Origin of the sequence: Citrobacter sp. RHBSTW-00524, assembly GCF_013747755.1 — a bacterium.
Lineage (GTDB): Bacteria > Pseudomonadota > Gammaproteobacteria > Enterobacterales > Enterobacteriaceae > Citrobacter > Citrobacter braakii.
In genome coordinates this window covers 3,590,089-3,607,858 of record NZ_CP056421.1, presented here as the reverse complement: position 1 = coordinate 3,607,858, position 17,770 = coordinate 3,590,089, and the positions used below count along the sequence as shown (strand labels likewise).

16 protein-coding genes are annotated in these 17,770 nt (G+C 54.3%); 9 read left to right on the top strand and 7 right to left on the bottom strand.

Annotated features, from left to right (window positions below; all coding sequences use genetic code 11):
* Positions 1-181: 181 nt before the first annotated feature.
* From kdpE to kdpF, 6 genes are read right to left on the bottom strand one after another with little or no spacing between them, the layout of a single operon-like run.
* Positions 182-859, bottom strand: coding sequence for a two-component system response regulator KdpE (gene kdpE / locus HV229_RS17510; protein ID WP_016152265.1), 678 nt, complete (start codon positions 857-859; stop codon positions 182-184).
* A complete protein-coding gene (gene kdpD / locus HV229_RS17505; RefSeq protein ID WP_080859006.1) occupies positions 856-3,540 on the bottom strand; it encodes a two-component system sensor histidine kinase KdpD in 2,685 nt (894 codons plus the stop codon). The genes kdpE and kdpD overlap by 4 nt, the downstream gene beginning before the upstream one ends.
* 10 nt (positions 3,541-3,550) lie before the next feature.
* Entirely contained in the window at positions 3,551-4,117 is a 567-nt protein-coding gene (gene kdpC / locus HV229_RS17500) for a potassium-transporting ATPase subunit KdpC (RefSeq protein WP_181546017.1), read from the bottom strand.
* Positions 4,118-4,125: 8 nt separating this feature from the next.
* Entirely contained in the window at positions 4,126-6,174 is a 2,049-nt protein-coding gene (gene kdpB / locus HV229_RS17495; RefSeq protein WP_181546015.1) for a potassium-transporting ATPase subunit KdpB, read from the bottom strand.
* Between the two features lie 20 nt (positions 6,175-6,194).
* Positions 6,195-7,874, bottom strand: coding sequence for a potassium-transporting ATPase subunit KdpA (gene kdpA / locus HV229_RS17490; RefSeq protein WP_046274707.1), 1,680 nt, complete (start codon positions 7,872-7,874; stop codon positions 6,195-6,197).
* The gene (gene kdpF / locus HV229_RS17485) at positions 7,874-7,963 is read right to left on the bottom strand and encodes a K(+)-transporting ATPase subunit F (RefSeq protein ID WP_001670793.1); all 90 of its coding nucleotides are present in this window, start codon (positions 7,961-7,963) and stop codon (positions 7,874-7,876) included. The genes kdpA and kdpF overlap by 1 nt, the downstream gene beginning before the upstream one ends.
* 308 nt (positions 7,964-8,271) lie before the next feature.
* Between kdpF and HV229_RS17480 the strand changes: the two genes are divergently transcribed.
* The 3 genes from HV229_RS17480 to HV229_RS17470 all read left to right on the top strand — a co-directional run bounded on the left by HV229_RS17480 (position 8,272) and on the right by HV229_RS17470 (position 11,109).
* Positions 8,272-8,478 (top strand): YbfA family protein, encoded by a 207-nt coding sequence (locus HV229_RS17480; RefSeq protein WP_003022870.1) that lies wholly within the window; start codon positions 8,272-8,274, stop codon positions 8,476-8,478.
* A 124-nt stretch (positions 8,479-8,602) separates the two neighbouring features.
* The gene (phrB, locus tag HV229_RS17475) at positions 8,603-10,021 is read left to right on the top strand and encodes a deoxyribodipyrimidine photo-lyase (RefSeq protein ID WP_181546013.1); all 1,419 of its coding nucleotides are present in this window, start codon (positions 8,603-8,605) and stop codon (positions 10,019-10,021) included.
* 161 nt (positions 10,022-10,182) lie between these two features.
* Positions 10,183-11,109, top strand: coding sequence for an Rpn family recombination-promoting nuclease/putative transposase (locus HV229_RS17470; RefSeq protein ID WP_181546011.1), 927 nt, complete (start codon positions 10,183-10,185; stop codon positions 11,107-11,109).
* A 49-nt stretch (positions 11,110-11,158) separates the two neighbouring features.
* Here HV229_RS17470 and dtpD read toward each other — a convergent pair whose 3' ends face one another.
* Positions 11,159-12,640, bottom strand: coding sequence for a dipeptide permease DtpD (gene dtpD, locus HV229_RS17465; RefSeq protein ID WP_016155995.1), 1,482 nt, complete (start codon positions 12,638-12,640; stop codon positions 11,159-11,161).
* Positions 12,641-12,929: 289 nt separating this feature from the next.
* Between dtpD and ybgI the strand changes: the two genes are divergently transcribed.
* Genes ybgI through HV229_RS17435 form a run of 6 tightly spaced genes read left to right on the top strand, consistent with a single transcriptional unit; the run spans position 12,930 to position 17,765 of the window.
* The gene (gene ybgI / locus HV229_RS17460; protein ID WP_181547730.1) at positions 12,930-13,673 is read left to right on the top strand and encodes a radiation resistance protein YbgI; all 744 of its coding nucleotides are present in this window, start codon (positions 12,930-12,932) and stop codon (positions 13,671-13,673) included.
* A gap of 15 nt (positions 13,674-13,688) precedes the next feature.
* Positions 13,689-14,345, top strand: a complete 657-nt coding sequence (gene pxpB / locus HV229_RS17455; RefSeq protein ID WP_046274709.1) for a 5-oxoprolinase subunit PxpB — start codon at positions 13,689-13,691, stop codon at positions 14,343-14,345.
* Positions 14,339-15,271 carry a 5-oxoprolinase subunit PxpC gene (gene pxpC / locus HV229_RS17450; RefSeq protein WP_016152275.1) on the top strand — a complete coding sequence of 311 codons (933 nt, stop codon included), beginning with the start codon at positions 14,339-14,341 and terminating at the stop codon, positions 15,269-15,271. The genes pxpB and pxpC overlap by 7 nt, the downstream gene beginning before the upstream one ends.
* Positions 15,261-15,995, top strand: coding sequence for a 5-oxoprolinase subunit PxpA (gene pxpA, locus HV229_RS17445; protein ID WP_181546009.1), 735 nt, complete (start codon positions 15,261-15,263; stop codon positions 15,993-15,995). Before pxpC ends, pxpA begins: the two co-directional genes overlap by 11 nt.
* 55 nt (positions 15,996-16,050) lie before the next feature.
* Positions 16,051-16,773: a DUF969 domain-containing protein gene (locus tag HV229_RS17440; protein ID WP_003831395.1), complete on the top strand. Its 723-nt coding sequence runs from the start codon at positions 16,051-16,053 to the stop codon at positions 16,771-16,773.
* On the top strand, positions 16,770-17,765 hold the full coding sequence (locus HV229_RS17435) for a DUF979 domain-containing protein (RefSeq protein ID WP_016152277.1): 996 nt from the start codon (positions 16,770-16,772) through the stop codon (positions 17,763-17,765). Before HV229_RS17440 ends, HV229_RS17435 begins: the two co-directional genes overlap by 4 nt.
* Positions 17,766-17,770 lie beyond the last annotated feature (5 nt).

The following is a 17,770-nucleotide window of genomic DNA, read 5'->3' as shown; positions in this document are numbered from 1 at the left end:
AAATATTTAGTCGCCATTTATGCATAGTGCGGGACAAGATGCTGTTTTGTTGTTTATATGTTATTTATTTGTATTTTATTATTTTTTTACAATATTCTACTGGCTGCATAATAAGTATTATGCAGTGGAGTGAGTAATGAAAAATATATTTATTAATTAATCAGAAAAAATGAATAAGAATTCACGGCATAAACCGATAGCCAATTCCGGTTTCGGTCAGAAAATGACGCGGACGGGCCGGGTCCAGTTCCAGCTTCTGGCGCAGGTGTCCCATATAAATACGTAGATAGTGACTATGTTCGACGGCGTTTGGTCCCCAAACCTGATTTAACAACTGGCGTTGCGTCAGTACCTTCCCGGCATTATTTAGCAGAACCGCTAACAGACGAAACTCAATCGGCGTCAAATGAATTTCCTCGTCACCACGGTGAACGAGGCGCGCGGCAATATCCACTTTGACGTTGGAAAAATGTACCACCGGTTCGGGAGACGCACCGCTGGCGTGGCGACGCAATGCCACGCGCAATCTCGCCTGTAGCTCGCCAATACCAAAGGGTTTACTGAGATAGTCATCGGCACCGGCATCCAGCGCAGCAATTTTATCGCTTTCCTCACTGCGGGCTGAAAGCACAATCACCGGAATCGCGCTCCATTGTCGCAGGTCGCGAATAAAATCAATGCCGTCGCCGTCCGGCAGGCCGAGATCGAGAATGATGAGATCGGGTTTTCGCGTGGCGGCTTCCAACAGACCACGTTGCAGCGTTTCCGCTTCATATACACGCAGGCCATCGGCTTCCAGCGCGGTGCGCAGAAAGCGGCGAATGGCATGTTCATCTTCAACAATCAGTACGTTCGTCACATATCCTCATGAAAATCTTCAAGTTCAGGGGGAATTTCCTGGGGCAGTGTAACACGAAAACAGGCTCCTCCCTGCGCGCGATTGTGGACCGAAATAGTACCGCCGTGCACGTCCACAATAGCCTGACAAATTGCCAGCCCCAGCCCAACGCCGGGCACCGATGACTCTTTATTTCCCCGGGAAAATTTGTCAAAAACGCGCTGTTCCATACCCGACGGAATACCCGGCCCGTTATCCCAGACGTCCAGTTGCAGATGTGCGCCATCGACGCTGGCATCAATACCGATTTGCGCCTGTGGACCCGCGTATTTGACGGCGTTTTCCAACAGGTTAATCAGCACCCGTTCAAAGAGCGGACCATCGACGTGAATCAGTGTTAACGGTTCAGGTAACGACAGATTTATCGGGGCAGAGAGACCGGGCTCCAGCATCTGCAGGGCGCTGCCGACCACCTCTTCCAGCGTTAACCACTCCTTCTTAAGATTAAAGCCGCCAGACTGAATTCGCGCCATATCCAGCAGGTTATTAACCAGTCGGGTAGTATTCAGAACGTGCTGGCGAATCTCACTGGCCTGGCGCGCGTGCGGCGATCCCTCGCTGGCCAGATCCAGTGTTAAGATTTCCGCCTGACCGAACAACACCGTCAACGGCGTGCGTAAATCGTGGGACAGAGCAGCGAGCAGGGCGTTGCGAATGCTTTCGCGCTCGCTGGCAAACCGCGCCTGCTCTTCGCTGGCGGTCAGCGTCAGGCGCTCCAGCGCACTGGCTACCAGTAGAGTGAAGGTTTCCAGCAGGCGTTGCTGTTCGGGGATCATAAGCTGGCGTAAATTTCCCGGTTCGACTACCAGCAGCCCATGCGTTTTATCGGCGCTTTTTAACGGTAAAATCTGATACGGCACGCCCGGTAACGTGTCGGTGCCTGCACCGGCCGGTTGCCCTTTGTCAAAGCTCCATTGGGCAATGGCGTCATCCCACGGCGTCATGCCCTGTTGATGGGTGAGCGGGGCCAGCTTGCCGTTCTCACCGGGCAGTAAAACCTGGCTGCGGGCCTGAAACGTTGAAGCGATAAACTGTTCACTGGTGGCGGCGATATCCGTCTGACTCCGACCGACGGCCAGCGCTTTCGACATCTCATACAAATGACGCGTACGCTGTTCACGATAACGCGCTACCCGCGCCTGATAACGCACCCCGGCGGTCAGATTACCAATAACCAGCCCTACCGTTAGCATTACGGCAAAGGTGAGCAGGTACTGAACGTCTGAAACGGCCAGCGTCCCGCGTGGGGCAATAAAGAAGAGATCGAAGCTGGCGACGTTAATAAAGGTTGCCAGTACTGATGGCCAGCGTCCGTAAAAGAGTGCGATAACCACCACACCCAATAAATAGATCATCACCAGGTTGGCGGCGTCAAAGGCCATTAGCCACTGCATGGCGATTAGCGTAATGATGGCGCACAGCGCAACGGCAACCACACAACCCTGAATTTGTACCCGCCATTTATCCTTAAAGGTGCGACTATCAGCCGTTTGCAGCACAGGGCGTGAAGGGGGCTCATCGAGCGCAACAATCATCAGGTCGAGATCCGGTGCGCGATGAGCGAGTTTGTCGGCAAAGGAATCGCTACGCCACCAGCGACGCGAAGTCGGACGCCCGAGCACAATTTTTCCCAGATTATGCTCACGGGCATAGTGGATGACCGCTTTGTCTTCGGCGGGGTCGGAAAGGGTAGCTGTTTCTGCGCCTAACTCCTGAGCCAGCCGCAGAGCGCTTAAAATTGCGCGGCGTTGTTTTTCGGGCAGTCGGTGCAGCGCTGGCGTTTCGACATACACCGCATGCCAGACGCTGCCGAGACGCGCCGCCAGACGTGCGGCGGCGCGTACCAGTTTTTCGCTGCCGGTATTGTGCCCAATGCACAGTAAAATAGCGTCGCGGGTATGCCAGACTTTCTCCTCTCCCGGACGTCCTCGCCAGGCGCGCATCTGATCGTCTACCCGATCAGCCGTGCGGCGCAGGGCAAGTTCACGTAGCGCGATCAGATTACCTTTGCGAAAGAAATGCTCAATTGCTCTTTCTGCCTGACCGGCGATATAAACCTTGCCTTCGTTCAGGCGCTGGCGCAAATCGTCGGGGGGGAGATCGACCAGCACCACATCGTCGGCGGCATCGAAAAAAGGGTCGGGTACGGTTTCACGAACCTGAATGCCGGTAACGCCGCTGACCACGTCATTGAGACTTTCCAGATGCTGCACGTTAACGGTAGTAAAGACATCAATCCCGGCTTCCAGCAGCTCTTCAATGTCCTGCCAGCGCTTAGGATGCCGTGAGCCTGGCGCATTACTGTGCGCCAGTTCATCCATCAAAATGAGCGCCGGACGGCGGGCCAGCGCCGCGTCGAGATCGAACTCATTGATATGGCGGCCGTGACGCGCCTGTCGCTTTAGCGGCAAGATGCTGAGGCCGTCCAACAGCGCGGCGGTCTCTTTGCGTCCATGGGTTTCCACCACGCCAATCAGCACATCTAACCCTTGCGCCCGCAGTCGCTGGGCCTCTGCCAGCATGGCCCAGGTTTTGCCGACGCCAGCACAGGCACCGAAGAAAATTTTCAGTTTTCCCCGGTGCGGGGCCGTGGTCTGCTCCAGCAGGCGATCGGGGTCGGGGCGTAAGGGTTCGTTATGCATGTCCTTTTTCTCAGTGCTTATCCAGCGCTAAATTAAGTTCCACCAGGTTCACCACCGGCTGACCGATAAAACTGACCAACGGCTTTTGCGTATATTGTGCAACCAACCGCGTAACCTCTTCAACGCTGAGGTTGCGAGCCTGCGCCACGCGGGGAATTTGCCAGGCCACCGCGGCTGGCGTCAGGTTGTTATCCAGCCCGCTGGAAGAAGCCGTTACCAGCTCTACCGGGACGGCAGGACTTGCCTGCGGGTTGGCGGCACGCAGTGCGGCAATCCGGCTTTGCAGCTGTTTATCCAGTTCCGGGTTGCTGGCTGCCAGATTACTGCCGCCTGAAGCCATTGGATTATAGGGCATTTCAGCTGTGGCAGACGGACGCCCCTGAAAATAACCGGCAGCGGTAAAATGTTGCCCGATGAGCTCAGAGCCGCGAACAACCTGACCTTCGCTAAGAAGCGAACCGTTAGCCTGGTGGGGAAACCACCACTGCCCCAGCACAGTAGTTAGCAACGGGTAAGCCCCGCCGGTGATAAGCATCAGGAAAATCAATGTTGATAATGCAGGACGTAATCCACTCATCTGAAACCTCACACCAGACCCAGCAGGGTCAGCAGTAAATCAATCGCTTTGATACCGATAAACGGCACAACCAAACCGCCCAGACCATAGATCCACAAATTGCGGCGCAACATCGCGGATGCGGACAAAGGTTTGTAGCTCACGCCTTTTAGCGCCAGCGGGATCAGAAAGACGATAACCAGCGCGTTAAAGATAACCGCGCTGAGGATCGCCGAGTCTGGCGAATGCAGTCCCATCACGTTCAGCGCATTGAGCTGCGGATAGGTGGCGGCGAAGGCGGCCGGGATAATAGCGAAATACTTCGCGACGTCGTTGGCAATACTGAAAGTGGTCAGCGAACCGCGCGTCATCAGCATTTGTTTACCAATGTGCACTACTTCAATCAGTTTGGTGGGGTTGGAGTCGAGATCCACCATGTTACCTGCTTCTTTCGCTGCCTGAGTTCCCGAGTTCATGGCGACCGCAACGTCGGCCTGCGCCAGGGCTGGAGCGTCATTGGTTCCGTCGCCGGTCATCGCCACCAGACGACCTTCCGCTTGATACTGACGAATCAGCGCCAGCTTGGCTTCCGGCGTGGCTTCAGCTAAGAAGTCATCCACTCCGGCCTCAGCGGCGATCGCGGCAGCGGTCAGGCGGTTATCGCCGGTGATCATCACCGTTTTAATCCCCATTTTGCGCAGTTGAGCAAAACGTTCTTTGATCCCGCCTTTCACAATATCTTTCAGCGCAATCACGCCCAGTACGTGGGAGCCTTCGGCAACCACCAGCGGCGTTGCGCCAAGGCGAGCGACGCTTTCGACCTTCTGCTCCACATCGGCGGGAAAGTGGCCGCCGTTGGCTTCAACGTGCCGACGAATGGCATCGACCGACCCTTTGCGGATCATTCGGTTGTCGATGTTGATGCCGCTCATCCGGCTTTGGGCGGTAAACGGCACAAAGGTAGCGTGCAGCGATTGCACGTCGCGAATACGCAGATTAAAGCGCTGTTTTGCCAGGATCACGATGCTGCGGCCTTCCGGCGTTTCATCGGCCAGCGATGAAAGCTGTGCGGCGTCGGCCAACGTTTTTTCGTCCACGCCGTGGGCGGGCAGAAAATCTGAAGCCTGACGGTTACCCAGCGTAATGGTGCCTGTTTTATCCAGCAGCAGTACGTCTACGTCACCTGCCGCCTCTACTGCACGTCCGCTGGTAGCGATGACATTCGCGCCCAGCATGCGGCTCATCCCGGCGACGCCAATCGCTGAGAGCAGTCCGCCTATCGTTGTAGGGATCAAGCACACAAGCAAGGCAACCAGCACCGTGATGCTGACCGCACTACCACCCCAGGCGGAAAACGGCCATAGCGTGGCGGTCGCCAGCAAAAAGATAATGGTCAGGGCAATCAGCAGGATCGTCAGGGCGATTTCATTGGGCGTTTTACGCCGCTGCGCGCCTTCAACCATGGCGATCATCCGGTCGAGGAACGTTTCACCAGGGTTGACGCTGCATTCGATAACCAGCCAGTCGGAGAGGATGCGGGTGCCGCCGGTGACGGAGGCGAAATCGCCACCAGATTCACGAATCACAGGCGCGGATTCACCGGTAATGGCACTTTCATCTACTGATGCGCCACCTTCAATGACCTCGCCGTCACATGGGATGATATCGCCAGCTTCCACCAGCACGATATCCCCTTTCCGTAAATCATCAGCAGGAACGTGATCCATCGCCGCGTCGTATTTGGGTTCGCGAAGTTTGCGGGCAAAGGCGGTTTTTTTGACTCCCTTTAGGCTGTTAGCCTGAGCTTTACTGCGACCTTCCGCCAGCGCCTCAGCAAAGTTGGCAAACAGTACGGTAATCCACAGCCACAGACTTATCGCGCCGGTAAACCACGGATTGCCCTGCATATGGTTTGTTGCCATCGCTACCGTTAACAGTGTCGTTAACAAACTGCCCAGCCAGACGATGAACATCACCGGGTTACGCCACTGGGTATGTGGGCTTAATTTTTTCACTGCGTCCATCAGCGCCTGTGCGACCAGAGAGGGTTCGAACAGCGCCAGTTGCTTGCGACTCATAGTAATGTGCTCCGCATCACTCAGTGTAATGACAGGTATTCTGCGACCGGGCCAAGCGCCAGGGCAGGAACAAAGGTGAGAGCGCCAACCAGTAACACCGTACCGATTAACAACCCGACAAACAGCGCGCCGTGGGTAGGTAGCGTGCCTGGGCTTGCTGGCTGGATCTTTTTACTGACCAGCGACCCGGCAATAGCCATCACGGGGATGATCACGCCGAAGCGACCGAAGAACATGCACAGGGCCAGCAGGCAGTTCCAGAACGGGCTATTGGCGCTTAATCCGGCAAAGGCGCTACCGTTGTTGTTCGAGGCAGACGACACGGCATACAGGACTTCACTAAAGCCGTGAGGACCTGGATTAAGCATGGCGCTGCGCCCGGCATCGCTCATCATGGCGATCGCTGTCCCGAGCAGGACCAGCGTAGGGGTGACCAGAATCGCCAGCGCGGTCATTTTCATTTCGCGCACGTCGATTTTCTTACCCAGATACTCCGGCGTACGGCCAATCATTAACCCGGCGATAAATACCGCCAGCAGCACGAACAGCAGCATGCCGTACAGACCTGAACCCACACCGCCGAAGACCACTTCACCAATCTGCATCAGCCACATAGGTACCATGCCGCCCAGTGCGGTAAAGGAGTCATGCATCGCATCGACAGCCCCGCAGGATGCTGCTGTGGTGACGACGGAAAAGAGACTCGTGGCCAGCACGCCAAAGCGGCTCTCCTTGCCCTCCATGTTGATATTGCTGTCGGCACCGAATGCCATCAGGTGCGGGTTGCCCTGAACTTCGGCCCACATCACGACGGCAACGCAGACTGCAAAAATCAGTGACATGGCCCACAGTAAGGTCCGCCCCTGACGACGATCGCCCACTACATCACCAAAGGCAAAACACAGCGCGGTGGGAATTAAGAAAATAGCCAGCATCTGTACCAGATTGGTTAGTGCGGTTGGGTTTTCAAACGGATGCGATGAGTTAGCGTTAAAGAATCCCCCTCCGTTAGTGCCGAGCATCTTAATCGCTTCCTGTGAGGCGACTGGCCCCATTGGCAGCAGCTGTTTCACCCCTTCAAGGGTGGTGATGGGCTGATAAGGCAATATGTTTTGCAACGTACCTTGCTGAATGAAGAACAGGGCAATGAGCAACGCAATAGGGACGAGGATCCACAGCGTAATGCGAACCAGATCGACCCAGGCGTTGCCCAGCGTGTTCATACTCTGGCGTGTGAAAGCGCGGGTCAGGGCAAAAATCACCGCAATTCCGGTCGCCGCAGACAGGAAATTCTGCACAGTCAATCCAGCCATCTGGCTGAAATAGCTTAAGGTGGTTTCGCCAGCATAGGATTGCCAGTTGGTATTAGTGACAAAACTCACCGCCGTGTTGAGCGCCAGATCCCACGAAAGCCCTGGCAGTTGCTGGGGATTTAGCGGCAGCAAGTTTTGCGCCATTAGCATCGAAAACAGGACCAGCAGGCCCAGCGCATTGAGAGCAAGGATAGCCAGCAGATACTGCCGCCAGTTCATCTCCTGCTGCGAGATGCCCAGACCGCGCCAGAGTAAATGCTCCGCGCCAACCAGACCCGGCAGGGGCGTATTGTTGATCAGTCGCGCCAGCCCAAATCCCAACGGTCTGGCGATGACAAATAGCACCAGCAAGAAACTGGCAATGAGTAAAAATCCTTGGGCTGCCATCAGAACGCCTCCGCATTGATCAGGGCATAGACCAGGTAACCTAATAATAAAAAGACCAGCACAATGCCGGTTATCACGCCTGCACTCACAGTGCACCTCCAGTGGCATAAATGTGATAACCAGAGCGTAGGTTTTTGCTTGCAAAGATTTCGCAAAAATCAGCGGGTGGGGTGTAAAAAAAGTATAAAAATGGCAAAAACCATTATTTAACTAATGGTTAGTATTAATTTAACCTTTATGTAACTTAATTACGGTTTTATGCTAAACGGAGCATCAATAGATAAAAATAAGTGGTCGGATGAGTAGCAAAATTACACACAAGGCGGTATTATTTTCATCAGTTAACCAAGTTTATTTTTCCGGTGCTATTCACCGAACAGATATATGGGAGAGGATTATGGACTTTTATAAAGAATATCCAGCACACATTGTTTTCTTGCGCCGTACCTTTGCCGTAGTGGCGGGCGTGCTGGCGCTACCGGTCATGCTGTTCTGGAAAGACCGCGCTCGTTTTTACAGCTACCTGCACCGCGTCTGGTCTAAAACCAGTGATAAACCGGTGTGGATGGAGCAGGCTGAAAAAGCCACCTGCGATTTCTACTAAGTTATCGTTCTTGCTCAAGAAAACCGCTCACAGTAATGTGGCGGTTTTTTTTATGCGCCGACGTCTACACTTGTCGGTGTAATAGATAACGAGTGGCAATGATTAATTTATATCCGGGAGTATTATGACCACCCATCTGGTCTGGTTTCGACGTGATTTACGTCTGCATGACAACCTCGCGCTGGCGGCGGCTTGTCGGGATCGTACTGCGCAGGTCATCGCGCTATATATCTCTACTCCTGAGCAGTGGAAGGCGCATGAAATGGCCCCACGTCAGGCGGCCTTTGTGAGTGCGCAGTTGAATGCGTTGCAGACGGCGCTGGCGGAAAAAGGCATCCCGCTTCTGTTTGATGAAGTCGCAGATTTTGCGGCCAGCGTGGAAACCGTCAAAAACGTCTGCGCACAGCATAGCGTCAGCCGATTGTTTTATAACTATCAATACGAAATAAACGAACGTCAGCGTGATGTCGCCGTTGAGAAGGTACTACCCCATGTGGTGTGTGAAGGGTTTGACGACAGCGTGATCCTGCCTCCAGGGGCGGTCATGACCGGCAATCACGAGATGTATAAAGTCTTTACACCGTTTAAAAATGCCTGGCTGAAGCGGATTAAAGAGGGTGTTCCAGAATGCGTTAGTGCGCCGAAGGTGAGAGAAAGCGGCGCTCTTGACGCTCCGTTAACATCAATAACGCTGAGCTATCCGCAGCAAGATTTTGATACGCAGCGGTTTGTGGCAGAAGAAAAACTGGCTATCGCGCAATTACGCCAGTTTTGCCAGCAGGCCGCGAGAGAATATGAGCAACGGCGTGATTTCCCTGCGGTTGACGGTACCAGTCGATTATCCGCGAGCCTGGCGACAGGGGGATTGTCGCCGCGCCAGTGCCTGAATCGACTGCTCGCGGAGCAGCCGCTGGCGCTTGAAGGAGGGGAAGGCAGCGTCTGGCTGAATGAACTTATCTGGCGTGAATTTTATCGTCATCTGATGACTTACCATCCGGCGCTGTGTCGGCATCAACCGTTTATCCGTTGGACCGATCGCGTGCAATGGCAGAATAATCCGGCACATTTGCAAGCCTGGCAAACAGGGAACACGGGATACCCGATTGTGGATGCGGCGATGCGTCAGCTCAACGCCACGGGCTGGATGCATAATCGATTACGCATGATTACGGCCAGTTTTTTAGTGAAAGATCTGCTGATCGACTGGCGTAAAGGCGAGCAATATTTTATGTCGCAACTGATCGATGGCGATCTGGCGGCCAATAACGGCGGCTGGCAGTGGGCGGCCTCAACCGGGACCGACGCCGCACCGTATTTCCGTATCTTTAACCCCACGACTCAGGGCGAAAAATTTGATCGCGACGGCGAGTTTATCCGCCAGTGGCTGCCGGAACTGCGCGATGTGCCGGGTAAAGCCATTCATGATCCGTGGACGTGGGCTGAAAAAGCGCAGGTTACGCTTAACTATCCTCGTCCGATTGTCGATCATAAACAGGCAAGACTGGCGATGTTGGCGGCCTATGAGGTGGCGCGCAAGGGATAAGTATGTGACGGATTTCTGCGTAATGCCTTCCAGCAGAATGAACATGTTGCAGCCGGGAGCTTTTAGCGCTGAAACGTGCTCTCAGTGCCGTGAATACCCTGCTGCATAAGTTTTCCCTCAGCAGTAAATTTCCGTCATCTTCATTCAGATGACGGAAATTAATGACAACGCCAACGACATCCACACCGCACGATGCGGTGTTTAAAACGTTTTTACATCATCCCGAAACTGCGCGGGATTTTCTCGACATTCACCTGCCAGCTGAACTGCGGACGCTTTGCGATTTGAATTCGCTGAAGCTGGAGTCAGAAAGCTTTATTGAAGCGGATTTACGTTCGCGCTACTCCGACGTGCTCTGGTCTTTGCACACACGCGACGGCGACGGTTATATCTATGTGGTTTTAGAGCATCAAAGTTCAGCCGAGCCGCATATGGCTTTTCGTCTGTTGCGTTATGCGATGGCGGCGATGCAGCGCCATCTGGACGCAGGGCATAAGGAGCTGCCGCTGGTGATACCGATGCTGTTTTATCATGGCTGCCGAAGCCCCTATCCGTACTCGTTGTGCTGGCTGGATGCCTTTGCCGACTCCGTGGCGGCAAGACAACTTTATTCCAGCGCATTTCCGTTGGTGGACATAACGGTGGTACCCGATGATGAGATCATGGCTCACAGGCGAATGGCGCTGCTGGAATTAATGCAAAAACATATCCGTCGGCGGGATTTGATGGGGCTGGTAGAGCAACTGACCACGCTGCTACTTACTGGATGCGCTAATGACACGCAATTACAAGCGATGTTTAATTACATTCTACAATCTGGCGATGAATCTCGCTTTAATGAGTTTATGCAAGAGATGGCACAACGGATCCCCCAACACAAGGAGAGGCTGATGACTATTGCAGAGCGGTTACGGTTAGATGGATTACAGGAAGGTCTACAACAAGGACTACAACAAGGCAAAGAAGAAGGAAAACAAGAAGCGGCATTACGTATAGCGCAAACCATGTTGGAACAGGGAATAGAACGCGAAATGGTAAAACTGGTGACCGGTGTTTCAGAAGCGGATTTGGCTGTAAACCATGCATAATCTCCAGAAGAACAGGCCCGAATCTTATTACATCATCGGGCCTGTAAACTCAGGACTCTACCGCCAGCGAACGATTTCTGAACTTCAGCGACTGGTACAGCCAAATCAGCAGCACCAGCACCACACAGGCCAGCGCGCCCCAGGTTATTTCGCTAAAGACATCAATATATGCATTGATGGAATAGTTGATAGCGCCCGCCGAGTCAAACGAACCTTGTGAGGTCTGATCGGCGATAACGCCGGCCAGGTAGTTGGCGATGGCTCCGGAAAGCAGCATGTAAATACCCGTTAATACGCCGGTCACTCCTGGGATCTCGATACGTGTAATCTGAGACATAGCCACCGGATCGATAAACAGCTCGGCAAAGCCCATGACCGCCAGCCCCAATACCATCAGCGGCATGGAAGAGTGACCGTAAGCCGCAGACCAGCGGGCGCTCAAGGTCAGAATACAGAATCCGGCGCTCATTAAACCGAGGCCAAGGGCAAATTTACCCCAGATACGTACGGTACGATTACCGCTAACGCTTTCTTTGACCACCCAGGCCAGCACGATACCGCACAGCATAACGGCAAAGGCGTTAACCGACTGGAACATCGCGGTAGGGACGGAATATCCCAGAATATCGCGGTTAACGAAGCGGTCGATATACAGGCTAATCGAACTGCCGCCCTGTTGAGCAAAGGCCCAGAACAACAGACTGAAGAAGGTCAGCGTAACGATAAGCCCCAGCTCTTTGCGCTGTTTCTGGGTCTGCGCCTGGCGGTAAATCTTCGCCAGAACCGCCAGACCAATAACAGTAGCAACGATCAGTGCGTAAACGGACCACTCTTTCCAGAACAGAACGGTAATCAGCAGCGGTGCTGCAACCAGCAGAACTAACAACCAGGCCCAGTTTGGCAGCATATATTTTTTCGCACACAAGACGGCCTTGTTGACGCCGGTGGTATGGGCGAAATGGCGATTACCGCATACGAAAATCACCAGCCCCGCCAGCATGCCAATCGCCGCCAGCGCAAAGCCCATCGCCCAACTGTACTCTTCCTGCACGTAGCCGCAGGCAATAGGCGCGATGATTGAACCAATATTACCGGCAGCGTAGAGCAGAGAGAATCCACCGTCACGGCGAGGGTCTTCAGGCTGATACAACTCGCCCAACAGGCAACTGATGTTGGATTTAAACAGACCGTAGCCACAGACAATAATCGCCAGCGACAAATAAAGGAACGCCGGGGCCATTTCGCTGGCGCCCAATACCAGATGTCCCACTGCCATTAAAAATGCGCCGATCATCACCGCCATTCGATTGCCGAGCACTTTATCGGCCAGGTATCCCCCAAGAATGGGCGTGACGTAGACCAGCGAGCAGTAGGCGCTGAACAGTTCATATGCGTGATTATCGTCGTACTTAAGCTGGTTAGTGAGATACAGGATCAGCAATGCACGCATGCCGTAAAAACTGAAGTATTCCCAAATTTGTAGCGCAACGACGTAATAAATCGCCCGTGGTTGAGATGCTTGTTTATTCATTCTTTTCTCGAAGTAAATGCCTCGCAACAGGCTGAACGTGCTGCGCGAGTGTGTTTCCTTAAAGTTTTAACTTTGATACAGATCTGATTATTTTTGCAATATGCTGTCTGATTGCATAAATATACATGAATTAGATCGCGTGGGGGTAAGCAAATTGCGTTCAAATCGGGGGTGATTGTTTCTTGATGTGTCAGTGAAATGTCTATCGACGAACGCAAGCGGGGACGCTATTTTAACCTAAGCTGTGTTGCTGATTGGGCAGGCAGAATTTATGACTACGAGGACGATGATGAAAAACACCGAACTGGAACAACTGATCAACGACAAACTGAACAGCGCCGCCATTAGCGACTATGCGCCGAATGGTTTGCAGGTTGAGGGCAAAGAGACGGTGCATAAAATCGTGACCGGCGTGACCGCAAGTCAGGCGTTACTGGACGAGGCGGTACGCCTGCAGGCGGATGCGGTCATCGTTCATCACGGTTATTTCTGGAAAGGCGAATCGCCGGTTATTCGCGGTATGAAGCGCAATCGTCTGAAAACGCTGTTGGAAAATGATATCAACCTGTATGGCTGGCACCTGCCGCTGGATGCTCACCCGGAACTGGGTAATAACGCGCAGCTGGCAGCGCTGTTGGGGATCACCGTCATGGGTGAAATCGAGCCGCTGGTGCCATGGGGAGAACTCTCCATGCCGGTTCCGGGGCTGGAGCTGGCATCGTGGATTGAAGCGCGTTTAGGCCGTAAACCGTTATGGTGCGGTGATACCGGGCCGGAAAAAGTTCAGCGCGTCGCCTGGTGTACAGGGGGCGGTCAGAGTTTCATTGATAGCGCAGCCCGGTTTGGTGTCGATGCCTTTATCACCGGTGAAGTTTCAGAGCAAACCATTCACTCAGCCCGCGAGCAGGGGTTGCATTTTTATGCTGCTGGTCACCATGCGACCGAACGCGGCGGCATTCGCGCATTGAGCGAATGGCTGAATGAAAATACCGATCTGGACGTAACCTTTATCGATATTCCTAATCCAGCGTAATAAAGAGGGACGAAAGTGCAGCGAGCGCGTTGTTATCTGTTAGGTGAGAGTGCGGTGGTTCTTGAGCTGGAACCTCCCATTACGCTGGCAACTCAGAAACGCATCTGGCGTCTGGCCCAGCGTTTGGTTGATGCCCCGAATGTGCTGGAAGCTATTCCGGGAATGAACAATATCACGGTTACCCTGCGCGACCCGAAAACGCTGGCGCTGGATGCGATTGAACGCCTGCAGCGCTGGTGGGAAGAGAGTGAGGCGCTGGAGCCGGACTCGCGCTTTATTGAAATTCCCGTGACCTATGGCGGTGAGTTCGGCCCCGATCTGGCAGAGGTCGCCCGGCACAGTGGATTAAGCGACAAGCAGGTCGTCGAACTTCATGCGTCGGTTGATTATGTGGTGTGGTTTATCGGTTTTCAGCCGGGATTTCCCTATCTCGGGAGCTTACCTGAACCGCTCCATACTCCGAGGCGTGCGGAACCGCGTCTGCTTGTTCCGGCAGGTTCTGTGGGTATTGGCGGATCCCAAACGGGGGTCTATCCGCTTTCCACGCCAGGCGGATGGCAATTGATTGGCCGTACCTCCGTTGCGTTATTTGATCCAAAACGGCAGGAGCCGATTCTGTTAAGGGCTGGCGATACCGTGCGTTTTGTCCCGCAGAAGGAGGGGATATGTTAAACATCATTCGCGCTGGCATGTACACCTCAGTACAGGACGGGGGACGCCATAGTTTTCGTCAATCCGGAATCAGTCACTGTGGCGCGCTGGATAAACCGGCGCTGAACGTTGCTAATCTGCTGGTGGGTAATGATGCGAATGCCGCTGCGCTGGAAATCACACTGGGGCAGTTGGTGGTGGAATTTGAAACCGATGGCTGGTTTGCCCTGACCGGTGCGGGATGTGAAGCGCACCTGGATCGTACTCCCGTATGGAGCGGATGGCGGCTGCCGGTGAAAGCCGGGCAGCGTCTGACGCTAAAACGTCCACATCACGGCATGCGCAGCTATCTGGCGGTAGCGGGCGGTTTTGATGTGCCCGAAGTAATGGGCTCGCGCAGTACCGATCTCAAAGTCGGAATTGGCGGGCTGGAAGGGCGTCTGCTGCGCGATGGCGATCGGCTGCCAATTGGCGCATCGACCCGGCAATTCAGCGGGCCGCAGGGCGTAAAACAGCTGATGTGGGGCAACCACATTCGTGCGCTCCCCGGGCCTGAATACCAGGAGTTTGACGAAGTATCGCAGGCTTCTTTCTGGCGCTCCCCGTGGCAACTGAGTCCGCAAAGCAACCGTATGGGGTATCGCTTGCAGGGGCAGTCGCTGACGCGTACGACCGATCGCGAGCTATTGTCGCATGGTTTGCTCCCTGGCGTAGTGCAGGTTCCGCATAATGGTCAGCCCATCGTGCTGATGAACGATGCTCAGACGACGGGCGGCTATCCGCGTATCGCCTGTATCATCGAAGCAGATATGTATCATCTGGCGCAGATCCCGCTCGGCCAGCCGATTCATTTTGTGCAGTGTTCGCTGGAGGAAGCGCTTAAGGCGCGCCACGATCGGCAGCGTTATCTGGAACAGTTAACATGGCGACTTAACAATGAAAATTGATCTCAACGCAGACCTCGGTGAGGGATGCCCTAACGATGCAGCGCTGCTGCAACTGGTGTCATCAGCCAACATAGCCTGTGGGTTTCACGCCGGTGATGCGCAGACGATGCTTTTAAGCGTGCGCGAAGCGCTAAAAAATGGCGTAGCGATAGGCGCGCATCCGAGTTTTCCGGATCGGGAAAATTTTGGCCGTAGCGCCATGACCCTGCCTGTGGAAACGGTGTATGCACAGACGCTGTATCAAATTGGTGCGCTGGCTGCCATTACGCGTGCGCAGGGCGGCGTAATGCGTCATGTTAAACCGCACGGTATGCTTTATAACCAGGCGGCGAAAGATCCTCAGTTGGCGGATGCTATTGCTAAAGCGGTGTATGCCTGCGATTCGTCGCTGGTTCTGGTAGGGCTGGCGGGAAGCGAACTGATTCGTGCGGGTGAACGCTATGGTCTGGTAACACGTCAGGAGGTTTTTGCCGATCGGGGTTATCAGGGGGATGGCAGTCTGGTGCCGCGCAGCCAGCCGGGCGCATTGATTGAGGATGAAGAGCAGGCGCTGGCGCAAACGCTAGAAATGGTGCAATCCGGCAGAGTAAAAAGCCAGAGTGGAACGTGGGCGAGCGTGACAGCCCAGACGGTATGCATTCACGGGGATGGTGAGCACGCACTCGCTTTTGCCCGTCGCTTGCGAGCCGCATTCAATGCATGCAATATTCAAATTAGCGCATAAATTTATTCATACAAAACAATAATATATTACACAACAACATATACAGGACTGAATTATGGGAGAGGTAATTTCTCTCTGGCCATTGACGGGGATCGCCGTCATCGTGGTCGGATTTCTTTTACGTTTTAACCCGGTATTGGTGGTCATTATTGCCGGGATCGTCACGGGGCTGGCGGCGCATATGCCGATCGCCACTATCCTTGAGAAGCTGGGTGAAGGTTTTCTTAACACCCGCAACCTGCCATTTATCCTGCTGATCCCGCTGGCGGTTATTGGCCTGCTGGAACGCCACGGACTCAAAGAGCGTGCTCAGGCGTGGATTGCAAAAATCCGCAGCGCCACCAGTGGCCGTCTGCTTATTGTCTATCTGTTCATTCGCGAAGCGACCGCTGCGTTAGGGCTGACCAGTCTGGGGGGGCATCCGCAGATGGTGCGTCCGCTGCTGGCGCCGATGGCGGAAGGGGCCGCAGAAAAAAATCACGGCGAGATACCTGGGGCGGTACGTTATCGTCTGCGCGCCATGTCAGCTGCGACCGATAACGTCGGACTGTTCTTCGGTGAAGATATCTTTGTTGCCTTCGGCGCCATCATTTTTATGCACAACTTTATGCTGGAGTCTGGTGGGATCCAGACCGAACCGCTGCATATTGCCTTGTGGGGGATCCCTACGGCAATTTGTGCATTCCTGATCCACGGTACGCGTCTGTGGCGTCTGGATAGCTATTTGCAACGTGAGGTGGCGAAAGCGAATGCCGCAGCGAAAGGGGAAGCGAAATGAATTTTCAACAAAGCTATCTCTACTGGCTGGCGGGAGCGGTATTACTGATTGTGGCGCTGATGTCCTGGCAGGACAAAGCGAACCCGCGTCGCTTCACCACCGGCCTGTTTTGGGGCATATACGGCGTACTATTTCTGCTTGGCGACTGGACATATTCGCTGTTTGGCGACAAACGCACGGTGCATATTGCCGTTGGCGTTGCGGTGGTCGTGCTGGCCCTGATCGCCGGTTTTGGCGGCGTGAAGCTGGGAAGCTACCATCAACGAACGCAGCAACAGCGCGAAGAAAGCGCCAGTCGTCTGGGTAATCGCCTGTTTTTCCCGGCGCTGGCAATTCCGGTGGTAACGGTTATTGGCGTGCTGATGTTCAACCATATTCCGGGCTTACAGGATGCGCTGTTTGGGCCGGGTAATCACGCCACGCTGGTGACGCTCTTTTCCATGACCGCAGGCTCGTTGATTGGTCTGGCGATGGCGATAAAAATGACCCATGAGCGGGTTCACCAACCGATTCAGGAGGCGCGCCGTCTGCTGGACTCCATCGGCTGGGCGTTCATCCTGCCGCAGATTTTGGCCACGCTCGGGCTGTTGTTTACGGCAGCGGGCGTAGGCAGCGGTATTTCCTGGCTAACGCAAGAATACCTGGCGGTGGATAGCCGCTTTATCGCAGTGGCGGTGTACACCCTCGGCATGGCATTGCTGACGATGGTCATGGGCAATGCGTTTGCCGCTTTCCCGATCGTGACCGCCGGAATTGGGATTCCGATCCTCGTGCTGCAGCACGGCGGCAATCCGGCAGTAATGGCGGCAATTGGTATGTTCTCTGGCTATTGCGGGACGTTAATGACGCCGATGGCGGCAAACTTTAACATTGTTCCTGCAGCGCTGCTGGAGCTGCCGGATAAAAACGCGGTGATTAAAGCGCAGGTGCCAACCGGCATACTGCTGCTGCTGGTCAACGTGTTCCTGATGTATTTCCTGATGTTCTTGTAAGGTGA